20 protein-coding genes and 1 tRNA gene are annotated in these 22169 nt (G+C 69.7%); 14 read left to right on the forward strand and 7 right to left on the reverse strand.

The genetic code is table 11. The features are described from left to right. Positions 1-108 precede the first annotated feature (108 nt). The 4 genes from FGX59_RS24520 (at position 109) to FGX59_RS24535 (ending at position 3960) form a co-directional block, all read left to right on the forward strand. Positions 109-675, forward strand: coding sequence for a cytochrome-c peroxidase (locus tag FGX59_RS24520; protein ID WP_370296252.1), 567 nt, complete (start codon positions 109-111; stop codon positions 673-675). Between the two features lie 91 nt (positions 676-766). Continuing rightward, positions 767-1243, forward strand: a complete 477-nt coding sequence (locus tag FGX59_RS24525; protein ID WP_138469771.1) for a TRAP transporter small permease subunit — start codon at positions 767-769, stop codon at positions 1241-1243. Continuing rightward, on the forward strand, positions 1236-2855 hold the full coding sequence (locus tag FGX59_RS24530; RefSeq protein ID WP_138469772.1) for a TRAP transporter large permease subunit: 1620 nt from the start codon (positions 1236-1238) through the stop codon (positions 2853-2855). The genes FGX59_RS24525 and FGX59_RS24530 overlap by 8 nt, the downstream gene beginning before the upstream one ends. 40 nt (positions 2856-2895) lie before the next feature. Next, positions 2896-3960, forward strand: coding sequence for a TRAP transporter substrate-binding protein (locus tag FGX59_RS24535; RefSeq protein ID WP_138469773.1), 1065 nt, complete (start codon positions 2896-2898; stop codon positions 3958-3960). A 486-nt stretch (positions 3961-4446) separates the two neighbouring features. On the opposite strand, the gene FGX59_RS24540 is transcribed toward FGX59_RS24535, so the two are convergent. Both FGX59_RS24540 and FGX59_RS24545 read right to left on the reverse strand, forming a co-directional pair. Beyond that, complete coding sequence (locus FGX59_RS24540) at positions 4447-5382, reverse strand: alpha/beta fold hydrolase (protein WP_240722691.1); 936 nt, start codon at positions 5380-5382, stop codon at positions 4447-4449. 101 nt (positions 5383-5483) lie between these two features. Then, positions 5484-6077 carry an HD family hydrolase gene (locus FGX59_RS24545; protein ID WP_138469775.1) on the reverse strand — a complete coding sequence of 198 codons (594 nt, stop codon included), beginning with the start codon at positions 6075-6077 and terminating at the stop codon, positions 5484-5486. Positions 6078-6153: 76 nt separating this feature from the next. Between FGX59_RS24545 and FGX59_RS24550 the strand changes: the two genes are divergently transcribed. The 4 genes from FGX59_RS24550 to FGX59_RS24565 all read left to right on the forward strand — a co-directional run bounded on the left by FGX59_RS24550 (position 6154) and on the right by FGX59_RS24565 (position 9892). Then, on the forward strand, positions 6154-6444 hold the full coding sequence (locus FGX59_RS24550) for an S-adenosyl-L-homocysteine hydrolase (protein ID WP_138469776.1): 291 nt from the start codon (positions 6154-6156) through the stop codon (positions 6442-6444). A 105-nt stretch (positions 6445-6549) separates the two neighbouring features. Continuing rightward, a complete protein-coding gene (gene ahcY / locus FGX59_RS24555; RefSeq protein WP_138469777.1) occupies positions 6550-7938 on the forward strand; it encodes an adenosylhomocysteinase in 1389 nt (462 codons plus the stop codon). 1 nt (position 7939) lies between these two features. Then, positions 7940-8905: a ketopantoate reductase family protein gene (locus FGX59_RS24560; protein ID WP_138469778.1), complete on the forward strand. Its 966-nt coding sequence runs from the start codon at positions 7940-7942 to the stop codon at positions 8903-8905. Positions 8906-8962: 57 nt separating this feature from the next. Continuing rightward, positions 8963-9892, forward strand: coding sequence for a DUF808 domain-containing protein (locus FGX59_RS24565; RefSeq protein WP_138469779.1), 930 nt, complete (start codon positions 8963-8965; stop codon positions 9890-9892). Between the two features lie 211 nt (positions 9893-10103). Here the strand turns inward: FGX59_RS24565 and FGX59_RS24570 are convergent, their stop codons facing one another. Continuing rightward, positions 10104-11441, reverse strand: coding sequence for a dicarboxylate/amino acid:cation symporter (locus FGX59_RS24570; protein WP_171060815.1), 1338 nt, complete (start codon positions 11439-11441; stop codon positions 10104-10106). A gap of 424 nt (positions 11442-11865) precedes the next feature. Between FGX59_RS24570 and FGX59_RS24575 the strand changes: the two genes are divergently transcribed. Both FGX59_RS24575 and FGX59_RS24580 read left to right on the forward strand, forming a co-directional pair. Further along, positions 11866-12285: an EVE domain-containing protein gene (locus FGX59_RS24575; protein WP_138469781.1), complete on the forward strand. Its 420-nt coding sequence runs from the start codon at positions 11866-11868 to the stop codon at positions 12283-12285. A gap of 185 nt (positions 12286-12470) precedes the next feature. Next, positions 12471-13760, forward strand: a complete 1290-nt coding sequence (locus FGX59_RS24580; RefSeq protein ID WP_138469782.1) for an Nramp family divalent metal transporter — start codon at positions 12471-12473, stop codon at positions 13758-13760. 10 nt (positions 13761-13770) lie between these two features. Here FGX59_RS24580 and FGX59_RS24585 read toward each other — a convergent pair whose 3' ends face one another. The 4 genes from FGX59_RS24585 to tsaD form a co-directional block, all read right to left on the reverse strand. Continuing rightward, complete coding sequence (locus tag FGX59_RS24585; RefSeq protein WP_138469783.1) at positions 13771-14043, reverse strand: YciI family protein; 273 nt, start codon at positions 14041-14043, stop codon at positions 13771-13773. Positions 14044-14487: 444 nt separating this feature from the next. Beyond that, complete coding sequence (locus FGX59_RS24590; protein ID WP_138469784.1) at positions 14488-15162, reverse strand: SDR family NAD(P)-dependent oxidoreductase; 675 nt, start codon at positions 15160-15162, stop codon at positions 14488-14490. Between the two features lie 3 nt (positions 15163-15165). Then, entirely contained in the window at positions 15166-16113 is a 948-nt protein-coding gene (locus FGX59_RS24595; protein ID WP_370296254.1) for an NAD(P)H-dependent glycerol-3-phosphate dehydrogenase, read from the reverse strand. Beyond that, complete coding sequence (gene tsaD, locus FGX59_RS24600; RefSeq protein ID WP_138469785.1) at positions 16110-17219, reverse strand: tRNA (adenosine(37)-N6)-threonylcarbamoyltransferase complex transferase subunit TsaD; 1110 nt, start codon at positions 17217-17219, stop codon at positions 16110-16112. Before tsaD ends, FGX59_RS24595 begins: the two co-directional genes overlap by 4 nt. A gap of 51 nt (positions 17220-17270) precedes the next feature. On the opposite strand from tsaD, the gene FGX59_RS24605 reads away from it, so the two are divergent. From FGX59_RS24605 to FGX59_RS24620, 4 genes are all read left to right on the forward strand, one after another. Continuing rightward, the gene (locus FGX59_RS24605) at positions 17271-17975 is read left to right on the forward strand and encodes a uroporphyrinogen-III synthase (RefSeq protein WP_171060816.1); all 705 of its coding nucleotides are present in this window, start codon (positions 17271-17273) and stop codon (positions 17973-17975) included. A 75-nt stretch (positions 17976-18050) separates the two neighbouring features. Then, a complete protein-coding gene (locus FGX59_RS24610) occupies positions 18051-19700 on the forward strand; it encodes a hypothetical protein (protein ID WP_138469787.1) in 1650 nt (549 codons plus the stop codon). A gap of 10 nt (positions 19701-19710) precedes the next feature. Then, positions 19711-21168: a heme biosynthesis protein HemY gene (locus tag FGX59_RS24615; protein ID WP_138469788.1), complete on the forward strand. Its 1458-nt coding sequence runs from the start codon at positions 19711-19713 to the stop codon at positions 21166-21168. Positions 21169-21233: 65 nt separating this feature from the next. Continuing rightward, positions 21234-21309: transfer RNA gene (locus tag FGX59_RS24620), tRNA-Thr, on the forward strand. Positions 21310-22169 lie beyond the last annotated feature (860 nt).

The raw sequence follows: 22169 nt of genomic DNA on the forward strand, positions 1-22169 counted from the left end.
CATTGGGTGGCTCCTCTCATAGCAGTCACGACAACTGCACTATGGCGCATTGCGACGCCGGTTGGAGCAGGAGCCATCCACCCCATCGGGTTCCTCGCCGGCACGCCCTTGCCGTCCGCGGCCGAGGCGGGGCGGCAGCTGTTCTACGGCAAGGCCGGCTGCGACGCCTGCCATTCGGGACGGTTCCAGACCGACCAGGCCTTCCATGCCATCGCCATGCCGCAGATCGGCCCGGGCAAGGCGGCGCGGTTCGAGAGCGGCTTCCGCGACGAGGGGCGCCAGCGCGTGACCGGCGCGGCAGAGGACGCCTACCGCTTCCGCACGCCGTCGCTGCGCAATGTCACCGAGACCGCGCCCTATGGCCATGACGGCGCCTATGCCTCGCTCGAGGCGGTGGTGCGGCACCATCTGGATCCGGTGGCGGCGCTCGGGGCCTATGACCTGTCGCAGGCGCGGCTGCCGCATCTGCCGGGGGCGCGCGACCACATGGTGCTGGCCGATCCGCCGGAAATGGCGCGGATCGCGGCGGCCAGCGAGCTCGCCCCGGTCGCGCTGAGCGACGCGGAGGTGGCGCAGATCCTCGCCTTTCTCGCCGCGCTGACCGATCCGGCGGGGCTCGCGGGCCGGCTCGGCGTGCCCGGGATGGTGCCGAGCGGGCTTCCCGTGCCACGCTGAACGACCGGAAATTGCCCGCAACGGCGGGTCAGCCTTGCGGATCCGCGGCATTTTGGGCATGGGGCGCCATGACTTGAAAAGGAACGGCGAGATGGTGAACCGGATTGCCCTGAGCCTGCACCGGGTAACCGGGCTGCTCTGCCAGGGCCTGCTTGTATTGATCGTGCTGGGACAGCTTGCAGTGGTGATCCTGCGCTATGTCTTCGGCATCGGCTTCATCGAGCTGCAGGATGCCGTCGCCTATTCCTTTGCCGCGCTCGTGGTGCTGGGCCTGCCGGTCGCCTTCGCCGAGGACGGCCATGTCCGCGTCGACGTGTTCCGCGCCGGGCAGTCGCCGAAATGGCAGCGCCGCTTCGACATCGCGGGAATCCTCGCGCTGCTGCTGCCGTTCTTCGGGCTGACGCTCTGGTGGGTCTGGCCGGACGTGGCCTTCAGCTGGTCGATCATGGAAGGCTCGAAGGAGACCGGCGGTCTGCCCGGCTTCTTCATCGTCAAGTCGATGCTGCCGCTGGCCTGCGTGCTGATGATCCTGCAAGGCCTGGCGGCCCTGGCGGTGCGCCATGATTGAGCATGCCTGGCTGATCGTCTTCGGCCTCTCGCTGCTGGGGGGCATCCTCTCGGGCATCCCGGTGATGCTGGTGCTGGCCGGCGTGCCGGTGCTGCTGGCCTTCATCGCGGCGCCCTTCGGCGGCTTCGACCTGAGCTACCTGCAGGCCTATCCGCAGCGCGCCTTCGGGGTGATGTCGAACTCGCTGCTGCTTGCCGTGCCGCTCTTCGTGCTGATGGGGATCCTGCTGGAGAAATCCCGCGTCGCCGAGCGCATGCTGATGCAGGTCGGCCGCCTTCTCGGCGGCTCGCCGCGGGCGCTGGTGGCGGCAGTGCTGATGATCTCGACGCTGATCGCGGCCTCGACGGGGATCATCGGCGCAACCATCGTGATGCTGGGGCTGATCTCGCTGCCGGCGATGCGCCGCGTCGGCGTGCCGGACGGCACCGCCAGCGGCCTGATCTGCGCGGCGGGGACGCTGGGCCAGATCATCCCGCCCTCGATCGTGCTGATCCTCCTGGGCGACCAGGTGGCGAATGCCTATCTCGACGCGCAGCAGCGGGCGGGGAACTTCGCGCCCGACGCGGTCACGGTGGGCGATCTCTTCGCCGGCGCGCTGCTCCCGGGGCTGGTGCTGGTCGCGCTCTACGGGGTCTATGCCGTCGGCATCCTGTGGAAGCACGAGGCGCCGGCCTCCTCCGAGCCGATGCCCGACTCCTCGCTTGCCGATGTGCTGCGCGAGATCGTGCCGCCGATCCTGCTGATCCTCTCGGTGCTGGGTTCGGTCCTCGCGGGCGTCGCCACGCCGACCGAGGCGGCGGCAATCGGCGTCGCGGGCACCATCCTGATCACCGCCGCGCGGGTGCGCGCCGCGGGCGACGACGAGGTGATGCCCGGCGTCGTGCCCGAGGCGGCGCTGACCCAGCGGCTGACCCCGGCCTGGCTGCGCATCGCCATGTCGCTGACCGCGGCGGTCGGCTTCGGCCTGGTGGCGCTGCGCCTCGCAGGCGTCGGCCGGGTCGATCTGAGCGCCGCCACCGTGGCGATGGGGCCGGGCGCGATGCTGGCGCTGGGGCTGACGGTGCTCCTCGTCCTCGGGCTTGTCATCGCGGTGATCGCGCTCTGGCGGGCCGGCGTGATGGCGGCGGCGCTGTATGAAACCGTGAAGGTCTCGGCGATGATCTTCGGCATCATCCTCGCCGCCTCCATGCTGTCCCTGGTCTTCCGCGGCTTCGAGGGCGATGTCTGGGTGCACGAGATGCTGACCGGGCTGCCGGGCGACCACCGCACCATGCTCTTGATCACGCTGGCGATCATCTTCGTCATGGGCTTCGTGCTGGAATTCGTCGAGATCGTCTTCATCGTCGTGCCGCTGGTCGGGCCGATCATCCTGCAGGACGTGGATCCGGTCTGGTTCGCCGTGCTGATCGCGCTGAACCTGCAGACCTCCTTCCTGACGCCGCCCTTCGGCTTCGCGCTGTTCTACTACCGCTCGGTGGCGCCCGCGGACATTTCGACAGGGGCGATCTACCGCTCGGTGATCCCCTTCGTGCTGATCCAGCTGGTGACGCTGGCGATTGTTTTCCTGTGGCCCGATCTTGCGACCTGGCTGCCGGATATGCTGTTTGGCTGATACGGAAGAGGGGCCACGGGCCCCCGAAGGGAGAGACTGAATGAAACGCCGTGATTTCCTGAAGACCGGGGCCGTGGCCGCCCCGGCCGCCGCGCTTGCCGCTCCGGCCATTGCGCAGGGCGTGATCGAGTGGAAATGCCCGACCTCCTTTCCGGCGCAGGCGCCGGGGGTGGGCACCAATGCGGTCAATTTCGTCGAGCGCGTCAACGCCATGGCGGACGGCAAGCTGAAGCTGAAGCTGTTCTCGGCCGGCGAGCTGGTCCCGGCCTTCGCGGTCGAGGACGCGGTGCAGCAGGGCACGGCCGAGATCGGCCATTCCACCCCCTACTACAATGCCGGCAAGAACTCGGCGCTGCATTTCTTCACCACCATTCCCTTCGGCATGACCGCGGGCGAGATGTCGGGCTGGATGAACTATGGCGGCGGCCAGGAGCTCTTCGAGGAAATCTACGCCCAGCGGAACCTGATGCCGCTCTTCTCGGGCAACTCGACCGTGCAGGCGGCGGGCTGGTTCAAGAAGGAGATCAGCACGGTCGCCGATCTCTCTGGCCTGAACATGCGGATCGCAGGCCTCGGCGGCGAGGCGATGCGCAAGCTCGGCGTGAACGCGGTGCTGATGCCGCCCACCGAGATCTTCCCGGCCTTCCAGTCGGGCGCGATCGACGCCGCCGAATGGGTCGGCCCGATGCTCGACCAGGCCTTCGGCCTGAACAAGGTGGCGAATATCTGCTACGCGCCGGCCTTCCACGAGCCGGGCGCCGGTCTGGAAGTCGTCGTGAACAAGGACGCCTGGGATACCCTGACCCCGGACCTGCAGGCAATCCTGCGCTCGGCCGCCGATGGCGCGCTGTCGCAGAATATCGGCCAGTTCGAGTACTACAACGCCATCGCCTTCAAGCAGCTGCAGGAGGCCGGTGTCGAGTTCAAGACCTTCCCGCCGGAGGTGCTCGACGCGCTGCGCGGCGCGGTGAAGGAGGTCATGGACGAGCAGGCCGCTGCGAACCCGGATTTCGCCAAGTGCATGGAAAGCTACAACGCCTTCCTCGAGGTCGCGATCCCCTATTCCAAGGCCTTCAACGCACCGTCGATGATGCAGCGGGGCTGAGCGCCGCGCTGCCGGTTCAATTACGGTTAACCTCGAGTTTACCTAAAATGTGTACGACTCGGGGTGCCGGAACTGGCACGGAAGTAATCGGGCGCAAAACGCGCCCACGGATGCCGGGACAAGCGGAAAACCCGCCTGGCCGTCCCGCTTTCCGATGCAGGGGTGCAAAAAGTGCCCCGGAACCAGCATTTCGACTACCCCGGACCGGATCGCTACCGGGTCCGGGGCTTTCCTTTTCCGGCCGGGGCCCGGCTTCCGGCGGGTGGGTGCTGCTGAACAGGGCGGAATGCCAGGGGTTGCGCTGAACGGATGCCTGGGCGAGCCTTCCCGCCTTCCCGCCTTCCCGCCTTCCCGCCTTCCCGCCTTCCCGCCTTCCCGCCTTCCCGCCTTCCCGCCTTCCCGCCTTCCCGCCAGACGTGCAGAGCGCCCGCGTCCGGGGCGCGCGCCATATGCAGGCGGGCCGCTGTGCCAGCGCCCGGGGCCGGCTCAGCCCTGGCGGGTGTCGAGGAAGCCGAGGATCTCGGAGATCACCGCCGGAGCCGGCTCGCCCATCATCAGCACATGGCCCGCGCCGGGGATGATCCGCGGGATGCCGCCATAGTAGAAGGCGGTGCCGTAGGCATCGGGCACGGGCACCATGCGGTCGAGCTCGCCGCCGATCACCAGCACGTCGGATTGCGGTCCGGGCAGCGGCGCGAAGGGCGGGAAGCCGAGCGCCTGGGTCATCGCGCGCAGGCTCTCGTCGGTCATCTTCGGCACCAGCTCGCCGAAATCGCGGTCCGAGATGCCCCGCGGGAAGAGGTTGTGGCGCATTACCCCGATATTGCCCGGATTGAGCCCGGCCATCGAGAAATCCATCAGCGCCATGTAGAGCTCGGGATTGAGCCAGGCCATCTCCATCGAGGCGCGCCAGAGCCCGTAGGGCGGCACCGAGGCCAGCAGCACCGTCGCCTCGGGCCGCCTGCCGCGGCGCATCAGGTTCTGGGTCGCCGCGCCGCCCAGCGAATGGGCCACCACGGCGGCGGGCCGGCCGATCTGGTCCAGGCTGGTGGCGATCGCGTCGCTGAAATCGTCGAGCGTCGGCCCGTCGAGCGCGGGCATGCCGGGGAAGGACTGCGCCAGTAGGCCGAGCGCCGCGCGGGTGTCGCCCTTCTCGAAGGCGAGGCTCAGCACGGTGTCGAGCACGTCGGGATTGGTGGCGATGGAGCCGCCGGTCTTGCGGCCGGGCAGGGTGATCGTCCAGGACCGGTAGCCGGCCTTGGCAAAGCGCTCCAGCCAGGGGCGGTCCCAGATCCAGCCGCCCGAGGCCATGCCATGGACGAATAGCAGGTCGAAGGGCCGCTCGGGCCCGGCCACGGGATCGGTCCGGGTCATGGCCCAGCCCTGCAGGGCCTCTTCTTGCATGGCCTCGCCGGGGGCCATTCGCGTCACGGTTTCGCTCATCGCACGACTCACGCTTTGGGGACGGGATCTTCCTAACACGGAATGCTGCGCTGCGGCATCAGCCTTGCTGCCGCAGCGGATCACATTGCGGCCATCAGCGCGGCATGGCGGGCGGTGTAGTCCTCGCGGGCCTCGAGCGGCGGGCGCAGCCGCACCTCGAACCGGTCCGTCAGCTCCGGACGGGGCCGGCCGAAGAATTTCGACGCCTCCTCCTCGGAAAAGCCGGCGATCTGCGTCGCCTCCATCCAGGCGGAGACATTGTCGGCCCGCTTGATCGCCGCCTTGACCGGCTTGGGCAGGGTCGCGGGCAGGCCGAAGCGCAGGTGGATCGCCGCGGTGAGCCTCTGGTCGAGCTCGCCGTAATCCGGGCCGATCGCCGCCTTCACCGGCGAGATCATGTCGCCGATCACGTATTCGGGCGCGTCATGCAGCAGCGCGGCCAGACGCCAGCGGGCCGGCGCCTCGGGCGAGATCCGGGCGTAGATCGCCTCGACCAGCAGCGAGTGCTCGGCCACCGAATAGGGATAGTCGCCCAGCGTCTGGCCGTTCCAGCGCGCGACGAAGGCCAGGCCGTGGGCGATGTCCTCGACCTCGATGTCGAAGGGCGTCGGATCCAGCAGGTCGAGCCTGCGCCCCGACAGCATGCGCTGCCATGCCCTTGCCTGTTTCGCCATGCTTTCCGCCCGAACTTGCCGCTCCGCAGGGAACTTCGGCCCCGCCCGAGGGTTTCATCCCACGAAGGAGCCAAACATGAAACCCGCAATCCTGACCCTCGCGACACTGCTTGCTGTCCCGGCCTCCATGGCCACTGCCGACGTGATCTGCATGAAAAGCGACGAAATGGAGGCGGCGCTGATCGACTGGTACCAGCTCAGCCCCGTCAGCTGGACCTCGACCGAGGAGTCGGTCATCTGGGCCTCGTCCGATACCGGCGTCTGGGCGCTTGTCGACTATGACGGCAAGACCGGCATGTCCTGCGTGCTCGACCAGGGCGAAGACTGGACGGATGGCGGCGCCGGGATGCTCAGCGCGTCGAATTGACGGACGCCCTGCGGCCTGCGCCGCCCGGGCGGCTCAGGCGCATTGCCGTGCAGGGGGCCAGATGCTAGGTGGCTTGGGACTCAAGACCGTTTAGGAGCGCCTCCCATGTCGCAGGATTACGTCGTCAAGGACATTAGCCTCGCCGGTTTCGGCCGCAAGGAACTCGACATTGCCGAAACAGAGATGCCCGGCCTGATGGCGCTGCGCGAGGAATACGGCGAAGCCAAGCCGCTTGCCGGCGCGCGCATCGTCGGCTCCCTGCACATGACCATCCAGACCGGCGTGCTGATCGAGACGCTGGTGGCGCTCGGCGCGGATGTCCGCTGGGCCTCGTGCAACATCTTCTCGACCCAGGACCACGCCGCGGCGGCGATCGCCGAAGCCGGCGTGCCGGTCTTCGCGGTCAAGGGCCAGACGCTGGAAGAGCACTGGGACTATCTCGACAAGTCCTTCATGTTCCCCGAGGGCCCGAACATGATCCTCGACGATGGCGGCGACGCCACGCTCTACATCCTGCTCGGCGCCCGCGCCGAAGCCGGCGAGGACATCATCCCGGTGCCGGGCTCCGAAGAGGAAGCCGTCATCAAGGCGCAGATCGCCAAGCGGATGGAGGCCTCCCCGGGCTGGTTCACCAAGATGCGCGAGCAGATCCAGGGCGTCTCGGAAGAGACCACCACCGGCGTGCACCGTCTCTACGAGCTGCAGAAGAAGGGCCAGCTGCCCTTCCCGGCGATCAACGTCAATGACAGCGTGACCAAGTCGAAATTCGACAACAAGTACGGCTGCAAGGAATCGCTGGTCGACGGCATCCGCCGCGCCACCGACACGATGATGGCCGGCAAGGTCGCCGTGGTCTGCGGCTATGGCGACGTGGGCAAGGGCTCTGCCGCTTCGCTGCGCGGCGCGGGCGCGCGCGTCAAGATCACCGAAGCCGACCCGATCTGCGCGCTGCAGGCGGCGATGGACGGGTTCGAGGTCGTGCTGCTCGAGGATGTGGTCGACAGCGCCGACATCTTCATCACCACGACCGGCAACAAGGACATCATCCGCATCGAGCATATGCGCGCGATGAAGGACATGGCGATCGTCGGCAATATCGGCCACTTCGACAACGAGATCCAGGTCGCGGCGCTGAAGAACCACAAGTGGACCAACATCAAGGAACAGGTGGACATGATCGAGATGCCCTCGGGCAGCCGCATCATCCTGCTGTCCGAAGGCCGCCTGCTGAACCTCGGCAACGCCACCGGCCACCCGTCCTTCGTGATGTCGGCCTCCTTCACCAACCAGGTGCTGGCGCAGATCGAGCTCTTCACCCGCGGCGACGCCTATGGCAACGAGGTCTATGTCCTGCCGAAGCATCTCGACGAGAAGGTCGCGGCGCTGCATCTGGCGAAGGTCGGCGCCAAGCTGACCAAGCTGACGGCAGAGCAGGCGGCCTATATCGGCGTCGCGCCGGAAGGCCCGTTCAAGCCCGAGCACTACCGCTACTGACATGCGGATCGTCGTCTACGGACTTGGTGCCGTGGGCGGCACCGTCGCGGCGGGGCTGGCGCGGGCAGGCGTGCCCGTGACCGGCATCGCCCGCGGCGCCCAGCTTGCGGCGCTGCAATCGGGGCCGCTCCTGCTGGAAAGCCCGGCGGAGCGGATCGAGGCGCGCATCCCCTGCGTCGCCGATCCCCGCGAGCTGGAGCTCGGCGCGGATGACATCATCCTGCTGGCCGTGAAGACCCAGGACAGCGGCGCCGCGCTGGAGCGTCTGGCGCTGGCCGGGCTCGGCGGCCAGCCGGTCTACTGCACGCAGAACAGCCTGGCCAACGAGCCGCTGGCCGCGCGCTACTTCCCCAACATCCACGGCGTCAACGTGATGATGCCCTGCGCCATGGTCGCCCCGGGCCATGTCCGCACCTTCGTCGAGCCGCGCTTCGGCATGTTCGATATCGGCTGCTGGCCGGGCGGCAGCGATGCCGATGACGCGCGCCTGGCCGAGGCGCTGGAGGCCGGCAATGTCGCCTGCAGCCCGTCGGAGGACGTGATGACCTGGAAGCGGGGCAAGCTGCTCCTGAACCTCTCCAATGTCATCGATGCGGCGGTCGGGCCCGACGCCCAGGACGGCGCCATCCGCAAGGCGGCGCGGGAAGAGGCCGAGACGGTCTACCGCGCGCTCGGCCTGAGCTGGCGCACCATCGACGAGGACGACCCCCGCCGCGAACAGATCCGCCGCGGCACGATCGCGGGCGCGCCCCGGGCCGGCACCTCGACCACGCAGAGCCTGGCGCGCGGCGCCGCGCAGCTGGAGACCGCCTTTCTCAACGGCGAGATCGCGATGCTGGCACGGCAGGGCGGGCTCGAGGCGCCGGTGAATGCCGCGCTGTCGCGGCTCGGGGCGCGGCTTGCCGGGAACAAGGCGGCGCCCGGCGCGATGACAGTCGGTGAACTGGAAGACTGGATCCGGTCCTGAGCCCGGCCGCGCCCTCTGGCGGCGCGGCGGCTCGGGCCATCTGCAAGGGATATATTCATGAGTTCGGGATTGCTGGCGCTCTTGGATGACGTGGCGCTGATCGCGAAGACGGCGGCTGCCTCGGTCGATGACGTGGCGGGGATGACCGCCAAGGCCGGGTCGAAGGCGGCCGGGGTGGTGATCGACGACGCCGCGGTGGCGCCGCGCTTCGTCATGGGCTTCTCGCCGGCGCGCGAGATCCCCATCGTCTGGAAGATCGCCAAGGGCTCGGTCTTCAACAAGCTGGTGATCCTGCTGCCCGGCGCGCTGCTCTTGAGCCAGTTCGCGCCCTGGGCGATCACGCCGATCCTGATGGCCGGCGGGCTCTTCCTGTGCTTCGAGGGCGCCGAGAAGGTGCTGGAGATGATCCGCCCGCACAAGGAGGATGCCAGCGCGCCGGGCGTGGCGCCGGGGGCCGATCTGGAGAAGGTGCGGGTCAATTCGGCGATCAAGACCGACCTGATCCTCTCGGCGGAAATCATGGCGATCTCGCTCAGCTCGCTGCCCGACTCGCCGCTCTGGGAGCAGGCGATCGTGCTGGCCGCGGTCGGCATCGCGATCACCGCCGGGGTCTACGGCGCCGTGGCGCTGATCGTGAAGGCCGACGATATCGGGCTGCACCTGGCGGAGAACAGCGGCTCGCAGGCGGTGCAGCGCTTCGGCCGCTGGCTGGTCCGGGCGATGCCCTGGGTGCTTTTCGCGCTGGCCAAGATCGGCATGGTGGCGATGCTCTGGGTCGGCGGCGGCATCCTGCTGCACGGCTCGGAAGAGCTGGGGCTGCACGCGCCCGCGGAGATGGTGCACCACCTGCAGGAGGCCGCAGGCCATGCCGTGCCCTTCATCGGCTGGCTGGCGGCTGCGGCGGCCTCGTCGGTGCTGGGGCTCGCCATCGGCTTCTGCCTCGTGCCGCTCGGCCATCTGGTGGCGCGGCTGCGCGGCGGGCACTGAGCGCCCGGCGCGGGGTTCTTGACAGCCCCCTAAGACAAGTGCCTGATTTTTAGGGATTACGCGCTTTGGGAAATGGGCGTTTTCCTGTAGGGTCATCTGACACAGGCGCACCTTGCGCCGACAGGTATCACGGACAGGGGTGTGTCCGGGGTGGAAGAGAGGGTTCCGGCTGACCGGAACCCTCTTCGCGTTTCCGGGCCTTGCCCCGGGCCTATTCCGCGGGCCGGTGCTCGGCCGCATGGACGGCATCGGCCAGGCGCTTCTCGGTCTCCGGGTCGATGTCGAGCCCGTGCTCGCTCTCCGCGCCGGCATCCGGATTGGCGAAGGTCGCGAGGTCGAGCTTGCCCTCCGTCTTGGCGACCAGCACCGTCACCATCGCGTCGCCGGTCACGTTCACCGCGGTGCGCAGCATGTCCATCAGCCGGTCGACGCCGAGGATGATCGCGATCCCGTCAAGCGGCAGCCCGACCTGGCTGAGCACCATGGTCAGCATCACCATGCCGACGCCGGGCACGCCGGCCGTGCCGATCGAGGCCAGCACGGCCATGCCGATCACCGTCAGGTAGCCCGAGACGCCTAGATCGACGCCGTAGACATTGGCGATGAAGACCGTCGCCACGCCCTGCATGATCGCGGTGCCGTCCATGTTGATGGTGGCGCCGAAGGGGATGGTGAAGGAGGCGACCGAGGGATCGGCGCCCATCTTCTCGGTCACGCCCTGGTAGTTGACCGGGATCGTCGCCGAGGAGGAGGCGGTGGAGAAGGCGAAGACCTGGGTCGGCCACATCTTCTTCAGGAAGGTCACGGGGCTGAGCCCGGTGAAGACCTTGAAGATGATCATCAGCACCACGAAGCAGTGCAGCAGCAGCGCCAGCACCAGCGACGAGACATAGCCCAGCACCGGCAGGAAGACGACCAGACCCTCCTGGGCGAAGACCTTGGCGATCAGGCAGAACACGCCGTAGGGGGCGAAATGCATGACGATCTCGACGATTTTCATCATCAGCTCGTTCATGAATTCGCAGGCTTCGAGGAACGGTTTCGAGATGTCGCCCAGCATCAGCGCGGCGACCGCCAGCACGATGACGTAGAAGATGATCTGCAGCATCTGGCCGTTGGCCGCTGCCGCGATCGGGTTCGAGGGCACGATGTCGGCGATCACGTTCCACGCGGAGGGGGCCTCCTTGCCCGCGACCGAGCCGGCCTCGACGCCCGCCATCTCGAAGCCGCTGCCGGGCCCGATGATCAGCGAGATGCCGATGGCCATCATGATGGCCAGCGCCGTGGTGGCGATGTAGAGGACCAGCGACTTGCCGCCCACGCGGCCGAGCGCCGAGATGTCGCCGATCCCGGCGACGCCGCAGATCAGCGAGAAGATGACCAGCGGCACGACCAGCATCTTCAGCGCGTTCATGAAGATCGTGCCGACCATGGTGAACAGCCCGTTGACGAGCAGGCTGTTGAGGAAGCCGAGATCGACGGCATTCAGGATCAGCCCGACGACGATCCCGCTTGCCATGGCGATCAGTATCTTCGCAGTGAGCGACATGCGGCCGCCCCCTGATGTTGCATCCGGACTAGCCATGCGGAGACTCCTGCATTCCCTGTTATATGGGCTCGAGGATAAGCCGGGATTGCCGGTGGCAAAGCGCCGGGGACGCATTCAGCCGCCGCAATCGGTCCGGGCAAGGAAGAATTGCCCATGATTTAGGCGAAAATCGGGACATTTTCCGCCGGAGATCCGGCCCGGCCAGCTCCGGCCAGCTTGGGCGGCCCCGGTGCGGCGCAGATCGCGGGCTGCTCCGTTCTGTCGGCGGGACCGCGCCCGCGCGGTTCAAGCCCCTTGACCATGGCCGCCGCGTTCGCGACATCTTGGGGCCATCTGCAGCGGGCAGGCCGGCGCGGGACTCCGTGCCGGGCCGGCCCGGTCCATGGCGGGCAGGGACTGTCCCCCCGAAACTGGTGAGTGTCCGATGCGCTACTGGCTGTTCAAATCCGAAGCCTCCACCTGGTCCTGGGAGGACCAGCTCGGCAAGGGCGATGCCGGCGAGGAATGGAACGGGGTGCGCAACTACCAGGCGCGCAACTTCATGCGGGAGATGGCGCTCGGCGACCGCGGCCTCTTCTATCTCTCGCAGAAGGAGAAGGCGGCGGTCGGCATCGTGGAGGTCTGCGCCGAGGCGCATCCCGACAGCACCACCGACGACGCCCGCTGGGAATGCGTGGACATCCGCGCGCTGGAGACGCTTCCGAGCCCGGTCACGCTGGAGCAGATCAAGGCCGATCCGCGCCTGTCGGAAATGGTGCTGGTGAAGAACTCCCGCCTCTCGGTGCAGCCGGTGACCGAAGAGGAATGGCGCATCATCTGCGAGATGGGCGGCCTCGCCACCTGACCCTGCTGCGCCGGGCCATCGCCTGCCGCGCCGTCCGCCCGGTCCTGGTCCGGCCTGCGTCCGTGCGCCGGTTGCCGGGCGGCGTGCGCTTGTGTCAAACCTGCGTGAAAGACAGGGAGAGCGGATTTCAATTGCAACTCCCTCGCAAGTAGAACCCAGCCAATTGGCGCAAGGCAGTGCGAGTCATGCAGAGTCTCACGGACCGGACACGGGCCGGAATCAATTCCTTTCTTTCAGGAGAATCCCGCGGATTGCGCGGCCGCCTGCTTTTCGCGGGCCCGGCGGTGGTGGCCTCGGTCGCCTATATGGACCCCGGAAACTACGCCACCAACATCCAGGCGGGGGCGGGCTACGGCTACCAGCTGCTCTGGGTGGTGCTGATGGCCAACCTGATCGCGATGCTGTTCCAGGGGCTCTCGGCGCGGCTCGGCATCGTCACCGGCCGCAACCTGGCGGAGCTGTCGCGCGACCGCTTTCCCCGGCCGCTGGTCTGGGGGATGTGGGCGGTCAGCGAAGTGGCGGCGATGGCCACCGACCTGGCGGAATTCCTCGGCGGCGCGATCGGCCTGTCGCTGCTCTTCGGGCTGCCGCTGCTGGCGGGGATGGCGGTGACGGCGATCGTGACCTACGGGCTCCTGATGTTCGAGGGGCGGGGCTTCCGCCCGATGGAGCTGATCATCGGCGCCATGGTAGGGGTGATCGGCCTGTGCTACCTGGCCGAGATGCTGATCGCGCCGGTCGACTGGGCGGCGGCCGGGGCGGGGATGGCGACGCCGGCCCTGCCGGACGCCATGGCGCTGACCATCGCGGTGGGCATCATCGGCGCGACCGTGATGCCGCATGCGATCTACCTGCATTCCGGCCTGACGCAGGCCCGCGCCCGTCCGAGGAACGCGGCCGAGCGGCGGCGGCTGGTCTCCTATTCCAATACCGAGGTCGTTCTGGCCCTGGCCGTGGCGGGGATGATCAACGTGGCGATGGTCATCATGGCGGCCAGCGCCTTCCATCGCGGCCATTCCGAAGTGGCCGAGATCGAGACTGCCTACCACACGCTGACGCCGCTCCTGGGCGGGGCGGCGGCGGCGGCCTTCCTGGTCTCGCTGATCGCCTCGGGCGTCTCCAGCTCGGTGGTGGGGACGATGGCCGGGCAGATGATCATGCAGGGCTTCCTGCGGGTGCGGGTGCCGATCTGGCTGCGCCGCGCCGTGACCATGGTGCCGGCCTTCGCGGTGGTGCTGGCGGGGGTGAACGCGACCCAGGCGCTGGTGATGAGCCAGGTGGTGCTGTCGATCGCGCTGCCGGTGCCGATGCTGGCGCTTCTCTATTTCGTGTCGCGCCGCGACGTGATGGGCGAGCTGGCCGTGTCGGCGCCGGTGATGGCGCTGGCCGGGGCCGGCGCGGTGCTGGTCCTCGGCCTGAATGCCGTGCTCCTGGCCGGGGCCTTCGGGCTCAGCCTGCCGTTCCTGGCGGGCTGAGCGGGCCGGGTCAGCCGATCACGCGGTTCCAGTGCATGACCTGCACGCTGTCGAAAAGACCGGCCTTTGCATAGGGATCGCCGGCTGCCCACTCGGCCGCCTGCTCCTCGGTCTCCACCGACAGGATCACCAGCGAGCCGATCATCTGCCCCTGGGGGTCGAGGAACGGGCCGGCCTGCTCGACCGCGCCGGTTTCGGCGATATAGGCCAGATGCGCGTCGCGGTTGGCCTTGCGGATCTCAAGCGCGCCGGGCTTGTCCAGGCAGATCAGGGTATAGGGCATGGAACGGACTCCTCTATGCGTTCGCCCGTACCTAGTGCCTTTCGGGCGCGGATGGGAATATCCGGCAGCGCTTTCGCGCGGAAAGCCGCGGTCCGGGCCAATCGAATGCGCTGCCGGCGCCGTCCGGCGCGCAGCGCCCGGGCCAGCGCATGTTCCCCGAACTCGACAGGCCCGCGGCCGGCATGTGCGTGCCGGAGCCGTGCTGCGATGCCCGCGAGCCTTTCCGCCGCCGATGTCCGGACGGCCCCGCGCGGGACTGCGGCGGCGAAGACCGGAGCCTGTCGCGGAGGGCGCCGGCCGCCTGCCTGCACTGCCCGGTCCCGGCGGCGCGACTCTTTTCGGGCGCTGCTGTCGCGCGGCGCGGCGGGCCGTCTGTCCTATGGTCCCCGCCCGGTGCGGCAGCCGCTTTGCGCGCGGGATGTCCCGCCCCGAAACGGCGGAGCGTCACTCCTCGTAGATCATCTTCTTCGTCATCCCGCCATCGACGGCGAGGGTCTGGCCGGTGACGAAGCCCGCCGTGGCGAGGTAGAGCACGGCCCCGGCGATGTCGTCCGGCCGGCCGGCGCGGCCCGCCGGGTGCTGGGCATGGTCGCTTTCGCTCAGGTCCGGGTCATCGGTGATCCAGCCCGGGGCGATGGCATTCACGCGGATCCGCGGGCCGAGCTGCACCGCCAGGGCCTGGGCCAGCGAGACCATCCCGCCCTTGGCCGCGGCATAGGCGAAGTCGTGCCCCTCGGACATCAGCGCCCGGGTCGAGGCCATCATCACGATCGCGCCGCCCGCCTGCATGCGCGGCAGCGCCGCGCGGCTGACCAGGAAGGCGCCGGTCAGATGGCTGCCGATCATGCCGTTCCAGTCCTCCAGCGTCGTCTTGCCCAGATCGGGCGTCTGTGCGCCGACCTTGCCGCCATTGTTCACGACAAGGCCGATCTCGTCCCAGCCGAGCGCGTCGAAGGCGGCGGCGACGGAGGCCTCGTCGGAGATGTCGCAGCGGACCTGCCGGCCGGCCCGGCCGTCGGCCAGATCGAGGCTCGCGACCTCCCAGCCATCGGCCAGCAGCCGCTCGCAGATGGCGGTGCCGATCAGCCCGGCCCCGCCGGTGACGATGGCGCGTTTCATCCTCTATTCCTCCCGCAGCGGACGGGCCATCAGCGCGGCCAGCGCCTCGGCCACCGAAAGATCGCCGTCGACCAGCCGCGCGACCGCGCGGGTGACCGGCAAATCGAGCCCGGCGCGCTCTGCCAGCCGCGCCATGGCGCGCGCGGTGGCGGCGCCCTCGACGGTCATCGACGGATCCGGCGCCGCGCCGCGGCCGAGCGCCAGCCCGGCGCGGTAGTTGCGCGACTGCTCGGAGGTGCAGGTCAGCACCAGGTCGCCGAAGCCCGAAAGCCCGGTCAGCGTCTCGGGCCGGGCCCCCAGATGCGCCGCGGCGCGGGCCATCTCGGCAAAGCCGCGGGTCATGATCGCGGCGCGGGCGCTGTCGCCCAGCCCGGCGCCGATCACCGCGCCGGCCGCGATGGCGACGACATTCTTCAAGGCGCCGCCAAGCTCGGCCCCGGCCAAGTCGTCGGTCAGGTAGAGCCGCAGCGTCGGCGTCGACAGGAGCGCCTGCAGCCCCGCCGCGTCCTCGCCGGCGCAGGCCAGGGTCAGCGCGGTCGGCAGGCCGCTTGCGATATCGGCGGCAAAGCTCGGGCCGGTCAGCACCGCCGGGACGGCCCCGGGGGCGAGCTCGGAAATCAGGTGCGAGGGGCCGGTCAGCCTCGCCAGGTCGATCCCCTTGCAGCAGGCGACGAGCGTCCGGCCGGGCCAGAGGCCGGGATGCGCCTCGAGCAGCCCGGCCAGCGCCTGCATCGGCACGGCCAGCAGGATCGCCTCGGCCCCGGCCAGGTCGCCCGGCGCGGCGGTGACGCGCAGCGCGTCGGGGAAGGCGATGCCGGGCAGGCGCGGGCTCTCGCGGCGGGCGGCCATGGCGGCGGGATCGCGGGCCCAGAGCACGACCTCCTGCCCGGCGCGCGCCAGGGTGATGGCCAGCGAGCTGCCGAAGGCGCCGCCGCCCATCACGCCGATCACGCTTTCGGTCCCTTCTTGCCGGAGCCGAGCAGAGCCGGGCTGCGCTGGTCCAGCGGCCAGCGCGGCCGCGCCGCCAGATCCATGCCGTCGGCCTGGCCCGCGCGGAACCGCTCCAGCCCTGCCCAGGCGATCATCGCGCCGTTATCCGTGCAGAGCTTCAACGGCGGCGCGAGGAAGGGGATGCCGCCCGCGACCGCGGTCAGCCGCTCGCGCAGCGCCTGGTTCGCTGCCACGCCGCCGGCCACGGCGAAGCCCGTCAGCTGCAATCCGCGCTCGGCGCAGGCGGCCAGGGCGCGGCGGGACTTCTCGGCCAGCACGTCGGCCACCGCCGCCTGGAAGCCGGCGCAGAGATCGGCGCGGTCGCCGACCGTCAGCCCGCCCTTGCCCGCCATCGCCTGGTCGCGGGCGCGGATCAGCGCGGTCTTCAGCCCCGAGAAGCTCAGGTCGCAGCCGGGCCGGTCGAGGAGCGGCCGCGGGAAGCGGAACCGGGCCGGGTCGCCCTTGGCGGCTTCGCGCTCCACCGAGGGGCCCCCGGGCTGTTCCAGCCCGAGCAGCTTCGCGGTCTTGTCGAAAGCCTCGCCGGGGGCGTCGTCGATCGTGCCGCCGAGCCGGGTGAAGCGGTCGGGGCCCTCGGCCACCAGGAACTGGCAGTGCCCGCCCGAGACCAGCAGCATCAGGTAGGGGAAGCCGAGCCCGTCGGTCAGCCGCGGCGTCAGCGCATGGCCCGCCAGGTGGTTGACGCCGACCAGCGGCAGGCCCGCGCCCATGGCGATGCCCTTGGCGCACATCACGCCCGCCAGCACGCCGCCGATCAGCCCGGGCCCGGCCGTCACCGCCACCAGATCCACCGCCGAGAGCGGCAGCCCGGCCGTGCCGAGCGCTTCCTCGACGGCCAGATCCATCTTCTCGGCATGGGCGCGGGCGGCAAGCTCGGGGACGACGCCACCGAAGGGCGCGTGCAGCGCCGCCTGGCCCAGCACCACATTGGCGAGGATCTCCGCCGGCCGGCCCGGCACATGGCGCAGCACCGCCGCCGCGGTGTCGTCGCAGCTGCTTTCCATCCCGAGCACCGTCAGCGCCCGGTCGTGACCCGTTGTTCTCTCCATATCCGGCAGCTAGCATCGGGGACCGACCGCCACAAGCTTGCCGAGCGTCCCGTGCCCCATGCCCCGCTGCTCCTGACCCGCCCCGCGCCCGAGTCGCGCCGCTTCGCCGCCGAGGCGCAGGCGCGCCTGGGGGAGGGGCCGGTGGTGATCTCGCCGGTGATGCAGATCGTGCCGCGGGCGGAGCTGCCTTCGCTCGAGGGGGTGGCGGGCGTGGTGCTGACCTCGGCGCAGGCGGTGCAGCCCGGGATCTGCTGGCCGCCGGGCCTGCCGGCCTGGTGCGTCGGCGGGCGCACCGCGGCGGCGGCGGCGGCGGCCGGGCTGGCGGCGCGGTCCGCCGAGGGGGCGCTGCCCGAGCTGATGGCGCTCCTCCTGCGCGAGCGTCCCGGCGGGCGGCTCCTGCATCTGCGCGGTGCCCATGTCTCGGCGCCCCTGGCGGCGCCGCTCTCGGCGGCCGGGCTCGATATCGGCGAGGCGGTGGTCTACGATCAGGCCCCGGCGCCGCCCTGCGCAGACGCCCTGCGCCTCTTGGCGCAGCCCGGTCCGGTGCTGCTGCCGGTTTTCTCGGCACGCTCGGCACGGCTCCTGGCGCCGCTTCTTTCCGGAGCGGCGGCCGATCTTTTTGTTGCGGCAATCAGCCCTGCTGCCGCCGGTGCCCTGCCTGTGCAGAGTGCCGCCAGACTCGACGTGGCCGCGCGTCCGGATTCCGGGGCCGTGCTGGACCTGCTTGCCAAGCAAGACGCCAGTTTGCGTGCTTGAGAAATCGAACGCCGCCGGTCTAAGTTGCAATTCGGGACAGACCCCGGCGGACAGCTCCAGGGAGAGGACGCAGTTTTGAGTACGGATGACAAGCGCGGGCGGCAGGACGAGACCGCCGACGGCAAGGCAACCGAAAAGGACGTCGCGGACACCCCGCGCGATGTCGAGGATGCCGAGATCGTCTCAGAGACCCCTCCCGGGGATGGAACGGAAGAGAGCGGCGCCTCCAGCGTCCAGGCCGAGCCGGACATGACCAAGGAAGAGGCGGATGCCGCGGTCGAGGAGCCTGTCCTCGACGCGCAGGAGACCCCGGCGGATGCGCCGGAAGAGCCGGCTGCCGAGGCTGCCGCCGACGCGCCCGCGGAAGAGCCCGCGGAAGAGAGAGCGCCCGTCTGGGAGGAACCGGCTCCGGAAGAGCCGGCCGCGGAAGGGCCTGCCGCGCCCGCCGCGGCGCCTGCTCCGGCCGCGGCCGAGAGCGGCCGCCATGGCGGCGGCGTCTTCTCGACGATCTTCGGCGGCGTCCTGGCGGCGCTGGTCGGCTTCGGCGCGGCGCAGTTCGTCAAGGTCGACTGGCTGTCGATGACCGGCGTCGGCAAGGACCCGGTCGCGGTCGAGCTCGAGGCGCTGAAGACCCGGCTGGACGAGCTGGAAACCGAGAATAGCAGCTCCGTCGAAACCGCCGTGGGCAATGTCACCGGCGGCATCGAGGGCCTGGTCGGCGATGTTTCGGGCCAGATGGAATCGCTCTCGGGCGAGCTTTCCTCGCTTCAGGACGTGGTCCATGGCGATCTCGAGGATGTCACCACGCTCCTGTCCTCGGCGCAGTCGCAGATGGAGACGGTGGCGACCTCGCTGACCAATGTCGACACGCGGATGGGCAGCTTCGGCGAACGGCTGGGCGGGCTCGACGAGCGCCTGGCCGAGGTCGACCAACGGCTGGTCGCGGTCGAGAAGCGCCCGCTGGTGGAAAGCTCCGACACGGCCAAGGCGGCCTTCGACAGCTACGAGCGCCAGCTCGAGGAGCTGCGCACGATGCTGGCCAGCCAGCGCGAGGATGCCGGCAAGCTCGAGGACCGGCTGACCGACATCTCCGCCGCCTCCGCGGCCGAGCTGACCGCGATGCAGGAAGAGGCGCAGAAGGATCTGGCCTCGGCCCAGGATGCGGCCGCCGCGCAGGTCGCCGCCGCCGAGGAGCGCGCCCGCGCCGCCGAGGCCGCGGCCGAGGAGCGCGCCAACCAGGCGGTCGCCGAAGCGGCGCTGGCCCAGGTGGTCGCGGCACTCAACGCCGGCATCCCCTACGAGACCGCGCTGCCTGCGCTGCAGGAAGTGACCGAGGTCCCGGCGGTGATCCTCGACAATGGCGCGACGGGCATCCCGACGGTGCTCGAGCTGCAGGAAAGCTTCACCCCGGCCGCCCGCGAGGCGCTGGAGGAATCGCTGACCTCGACCATGACCGACGATCCGGCCGACCGCTTCATGGCCTTCCTGCGCACCCAGACCGGCGTGCGCTCGCTGGAGGCGCGCGAGGGCGACGATCCGGACGCGGTGCTGTCGCGGATGACGGTCGCCGTCGAGGAGGGCGATCTGGCCGCCGCGCTGGCCGAGTTCGACGCGCTGCCCGCAGACGGGCAGGCCGAGCTCAGCGGATGGGCGGACCAGGCGCGCGCCCGCGTGGATGCCGATGCCGCCCTGCCCGGTCTGGCCGCGGCCGTGAACACGAACTGAGGACGAGATCATGCTCTGGACCCTTATCAAGATTCTTGTCTTCGTCGCGGTCGTCGTCGCGCTGGAATACGCGATCACCATCATCGCGGGCTCGGGCGAGAACCTGACCGTGATCTTCGGCGGCTACGAGGTCACGCTCGGCCCGCTCCAGGCCGTGGTCGCGGCGCTGCTGCTCTTCGTGGCGGTGTGGATCGTGATGCGGCTGGTCGGGCTGCTGGTCGCGCTCCTGCGCTTCATCGCCGGCGACAAGACCGCGTTCACGCGCTGGTTCTACCGCTACCGCGAGAAGCGCGGCAACCAGCTGCTCAGCGAGGGCATGCTGGCGCTCGCCTCGGGCGACAGCAAGCTGGCGCTGCGCAAGGCGCAGAAGGCCGACGGCAAGCTGGCCAACGAGGAGGCCGCGGTTCTGCTGGCAGCGCAGGCGGCCGAGCAGATGGGCGACAACGCGATGGCGATGGAAAGCTACAAGAAGCTCCTGTCGAACGACAAGACGCGCTTCGTGGCGATCCGCGGGCTGATGCGGCAGAAGCTGGGCGAGGGCGACGAGGCCACCGCGCGCAAGCTGGCCGAGAACGCGCTGAAGCTGCAGCCTGCGCATTCCGAGACCGCCGACCAGCTGTTCCTCATGCAGACGCATGAGAAGGACTGGTCCGGCGCACGGGCGACGCTGGGGCTGAAGCGCAAGTACCACACTGCGCCGAAGGACCTGGCCAAGCGCCGCGACGGGCTGCTGGCACTCTGCCAGTCCTACGACCTGCGCCGGGCCGGCAAGCTCGAGGATGCGCGCAAGGCGGCGCTGGACGCGGCGAGGGAGCTGCCGAATTTCGCCCCCGCCGTGGTCGAGGGCGCCAAGGCGCAGGTGGAGATGGGCTCGGGCGCCAAGGCGGCGCAGCTGATCCGCACCGCCTGGGCGGCAGAGCCGCACCCGTCGCTTGCCGCGGCCTATGCCGCGATCGATCCGCAGGAGACGCCGGAGAAGCGGCTGAAGCGCTTCGGCGACCTGGTGAAGAAGGATCCGCAGCATCCCGAGGCCCGCATGCTGATGGCCGAACTGAACATCGCCGCCGAGCATTTCCCCGAGGCGCGCCGCACCCTGGGCGATCTGGTCGAGACCGATCCGACCGCGCGGGTGATGACGCTGATGGCGGCGATCGAGCGCGGCGAGGGCGGCTCCGACACGGCGGTGAAGGCCTGGCTCGCCAAGGCGGTCACGGCGCCGCGCGGCAATGCCTGGGTCTGCGAGGTCGAGGGCGCGGTCTATGCCGAATGGCAGCCGGTCTGCGATGTCTGCGGCAGCTTCGACACGCTGAGCTGGAAGCCGGCGCCGGCCTCCGAGGTGATGCCGGAGGTCTCCGCGGGCATGCTGCCGCTGATCGTCGGCGCGCTCGAGGACAAGGGCCCGGCGGCATCGCCGGAAGAGGCCGAGACCGTAGAGGGCTCTGCCGAAGAATCGACCGTCAAAGCGTAATTTCGGTCTTTCGCTGGTAGCAGGGATTTGCTACCAGCCGCTCCACGGTGCTTCGCGGCACCGGCGCCGCAGTAGCTCAGCTGGTAGAGCACGTCATTCGTAATGATGGGGTCGGGGGTTCGAGTCCCTTCTGCGGCACCACTTCTCTCCCCGGAAAACCGCATCCCGACGGGCCGCCTGCAGGCTCGGGCGAAGATGGCATCCTCCGGTCCGATATCCCAGTAGATCTCCGCCGGCGACTGCGGGACGTCCAGCGCGATGCCCCGGGCCTCCTCGAGGCAGGCGCGCCCGATCCAGATCTGGCGGACGCGATCCGGCGGAATCCAGTCTTCCCGGAAATCCAGCTCCCGCATGCCGGTGACGCCGAGGGCCGAGAGGTCGATCACGTCGGCATCGTCCTCGAATCTGTCGATGATGATGGAGCGGAGCCCGCGCCCCCGGGACGAACAGACCGGATACCGGCCCGGCCTCGATGGTCGCGTTCCGCCCGACACGGACCGTGCCGTCCCCGTCCTGCACCCCGACGCCATCGGCATGGGGCACGTCATTCCCGTCGCGCACGTGGATGGACTCCCGGTCCGGCCCGCGGCCGACGACATCGTCGCCGTCATGGTCCTAGATAGTGTCATTCCCCGCGAGGCCGTCGATCGCATTGGCGCGGCCCGGCCCGGCGAGGAGGGCACCGCCCTCGGTCGGCCGTGGCCTCATCGGGTACGGCTGCGATGGGCGGGGCGAGGACCTCCTCGCGGGGCAGGTGCGCGAAGCTGGGGGCAGCGGCGCATGCCGTGGCAGGTCCTCCCGGGCATGCGTCCCGCCTCCGGGAAGGGCAGGGCTGCGGGCCGGAGGGGGCTCAGGGCTCCATGCAAGCGCGGCCATGCGACTCTATTAGTGCGAATGTGCTTGGCGGGATGGCACAGCCCGCGAGGGAGGTCCCGGGCAGAGGTCCGGCGCATCTTAACCAGAATCCGCGCTGACGGGCCTTGCCTCCGCTTTTCGCTTCT

The sequence above is a fragment of the Poseidonocella sp. HB161398 genome (genome assembly GCF_005870025.1).
GTDB lineage: Bacteria > Pseudomonadota > Alphaproteobacteria > Rhodobacterales > Rhodobacteraceae > Mangrovicoccus.

Bases quoted from the DNA above. Each gene is read 5' to 3' on its own strand.
- FGX59_RS24525 (WP_138469771.1), top strand. From the start codon at position 767: ATGGTGAACCGGATTGCCCTGAGCCTGCACCGGGTAACCGGGCTGCTC.
- FGX59_RS24530 (WP_138469772.1), top strand. From the start codon at position 1,236: ATGATTGAGCATGCCTGGCTGATCGTCTTCGGCCTCTCGCTGCTGGGG.
- FGX59_RS24535 (WP_138469773.1), top strand. From the start codon at position 2,896: ATGAAACGCCGTGATTTCCTGAAGACCGGGGCCGTGGCCGCCCCGGCC.
- FGX59_RS24540 (WP_240722691.1), bottom strand. From the start codon at position 5,382: ATGGCCCCCGGCGAGGCCATGCAAGAAGAGGCCCTGCAGGGCTGGGCC.
- FGX59_RS24545 (WP_138469775.1), bottom strand. From the start codon at position 6,077: ATGGCGAAACAGGCAAGGGCATGGCAGCGCATGCTGTCGGGGCGCAGG.
- FGX59_RS24550 (WP_138469776.1), top strand. From the start codon at position 6,154: ATGAAACCCGCAATCCTGACCCTCGCGACACTGCTTGCTGTCCCGGCC.
- ahcY (WP_138469777.1), top strand. From the start codon at position 6,550: ATGTCGCAGGATTACGTCGTCAAGGACATTAGCCTCGCCGGTTTCGGC.
- FGX59_RS24560 (WP_138469778.1), top strand. From the start codon at position 7,940: ATGCGGATCGTCGTCTACGGACTTGGTGCCGTGGGCGGCACCGTCGCG.
- FGX59_RS24565 (WP_138469779.1), top strand. From the start codon at position 8,963: ATGAGTTCGGGATTGCTGGCGCTCTTGGATGACGTGGCGCTGATCGCG.
- FGX59_RS24570 (WP_171060815.1), bottom strand. From the start codon at position 11,441: ATGTCGCTCACTGCGAAGATACTGATCGCCATGGCAAGCGGGATCGTC.
- FGX59_RS24575 (WP_138469781.1), top strand. From the start codon at position 11,866: ATGCGCTACTGGCTGTTCAAATCCGAAGCCTCCACCTGGTCCTGGGAG.
- FGX59_RS24580 (WP_138469782.1), top strand. From the start codon at position 12,471: ATGCAGAGTCTCACGGACCGGACACGGGCCGGAATCAATTCCTTTCTT.
- FGX59_RS24585 (WP_138469783.1), bottom strand. From the start codon at position 14,043: ATGCCCTATACCCTGATCTGCCTGGACAAGCCCGGCGCGCTTGAGATC.
- FGX59_RS24590 (WP_138469784.1), bottom strand. From the start codon at position 15,162: ATGAAACGCGCCATCGTCACCGGCGGGGCCGGGCTGATCGGCACCGCC.
- tsaD (WP_138469785.1), bottom strand. From the start codon at position 17,219: ATGGAGAGAACAACGGGTCACGACCGGGCGCTGACGGTGCTCGGGATG.
- FGX59_RS24615 (WP_138469788.1), top strand. From the start codon at position 19,711: ATGCTCTGGACCCTTATCAAGATTCTTGTCTTCGTCGCGGTCGTCGTC.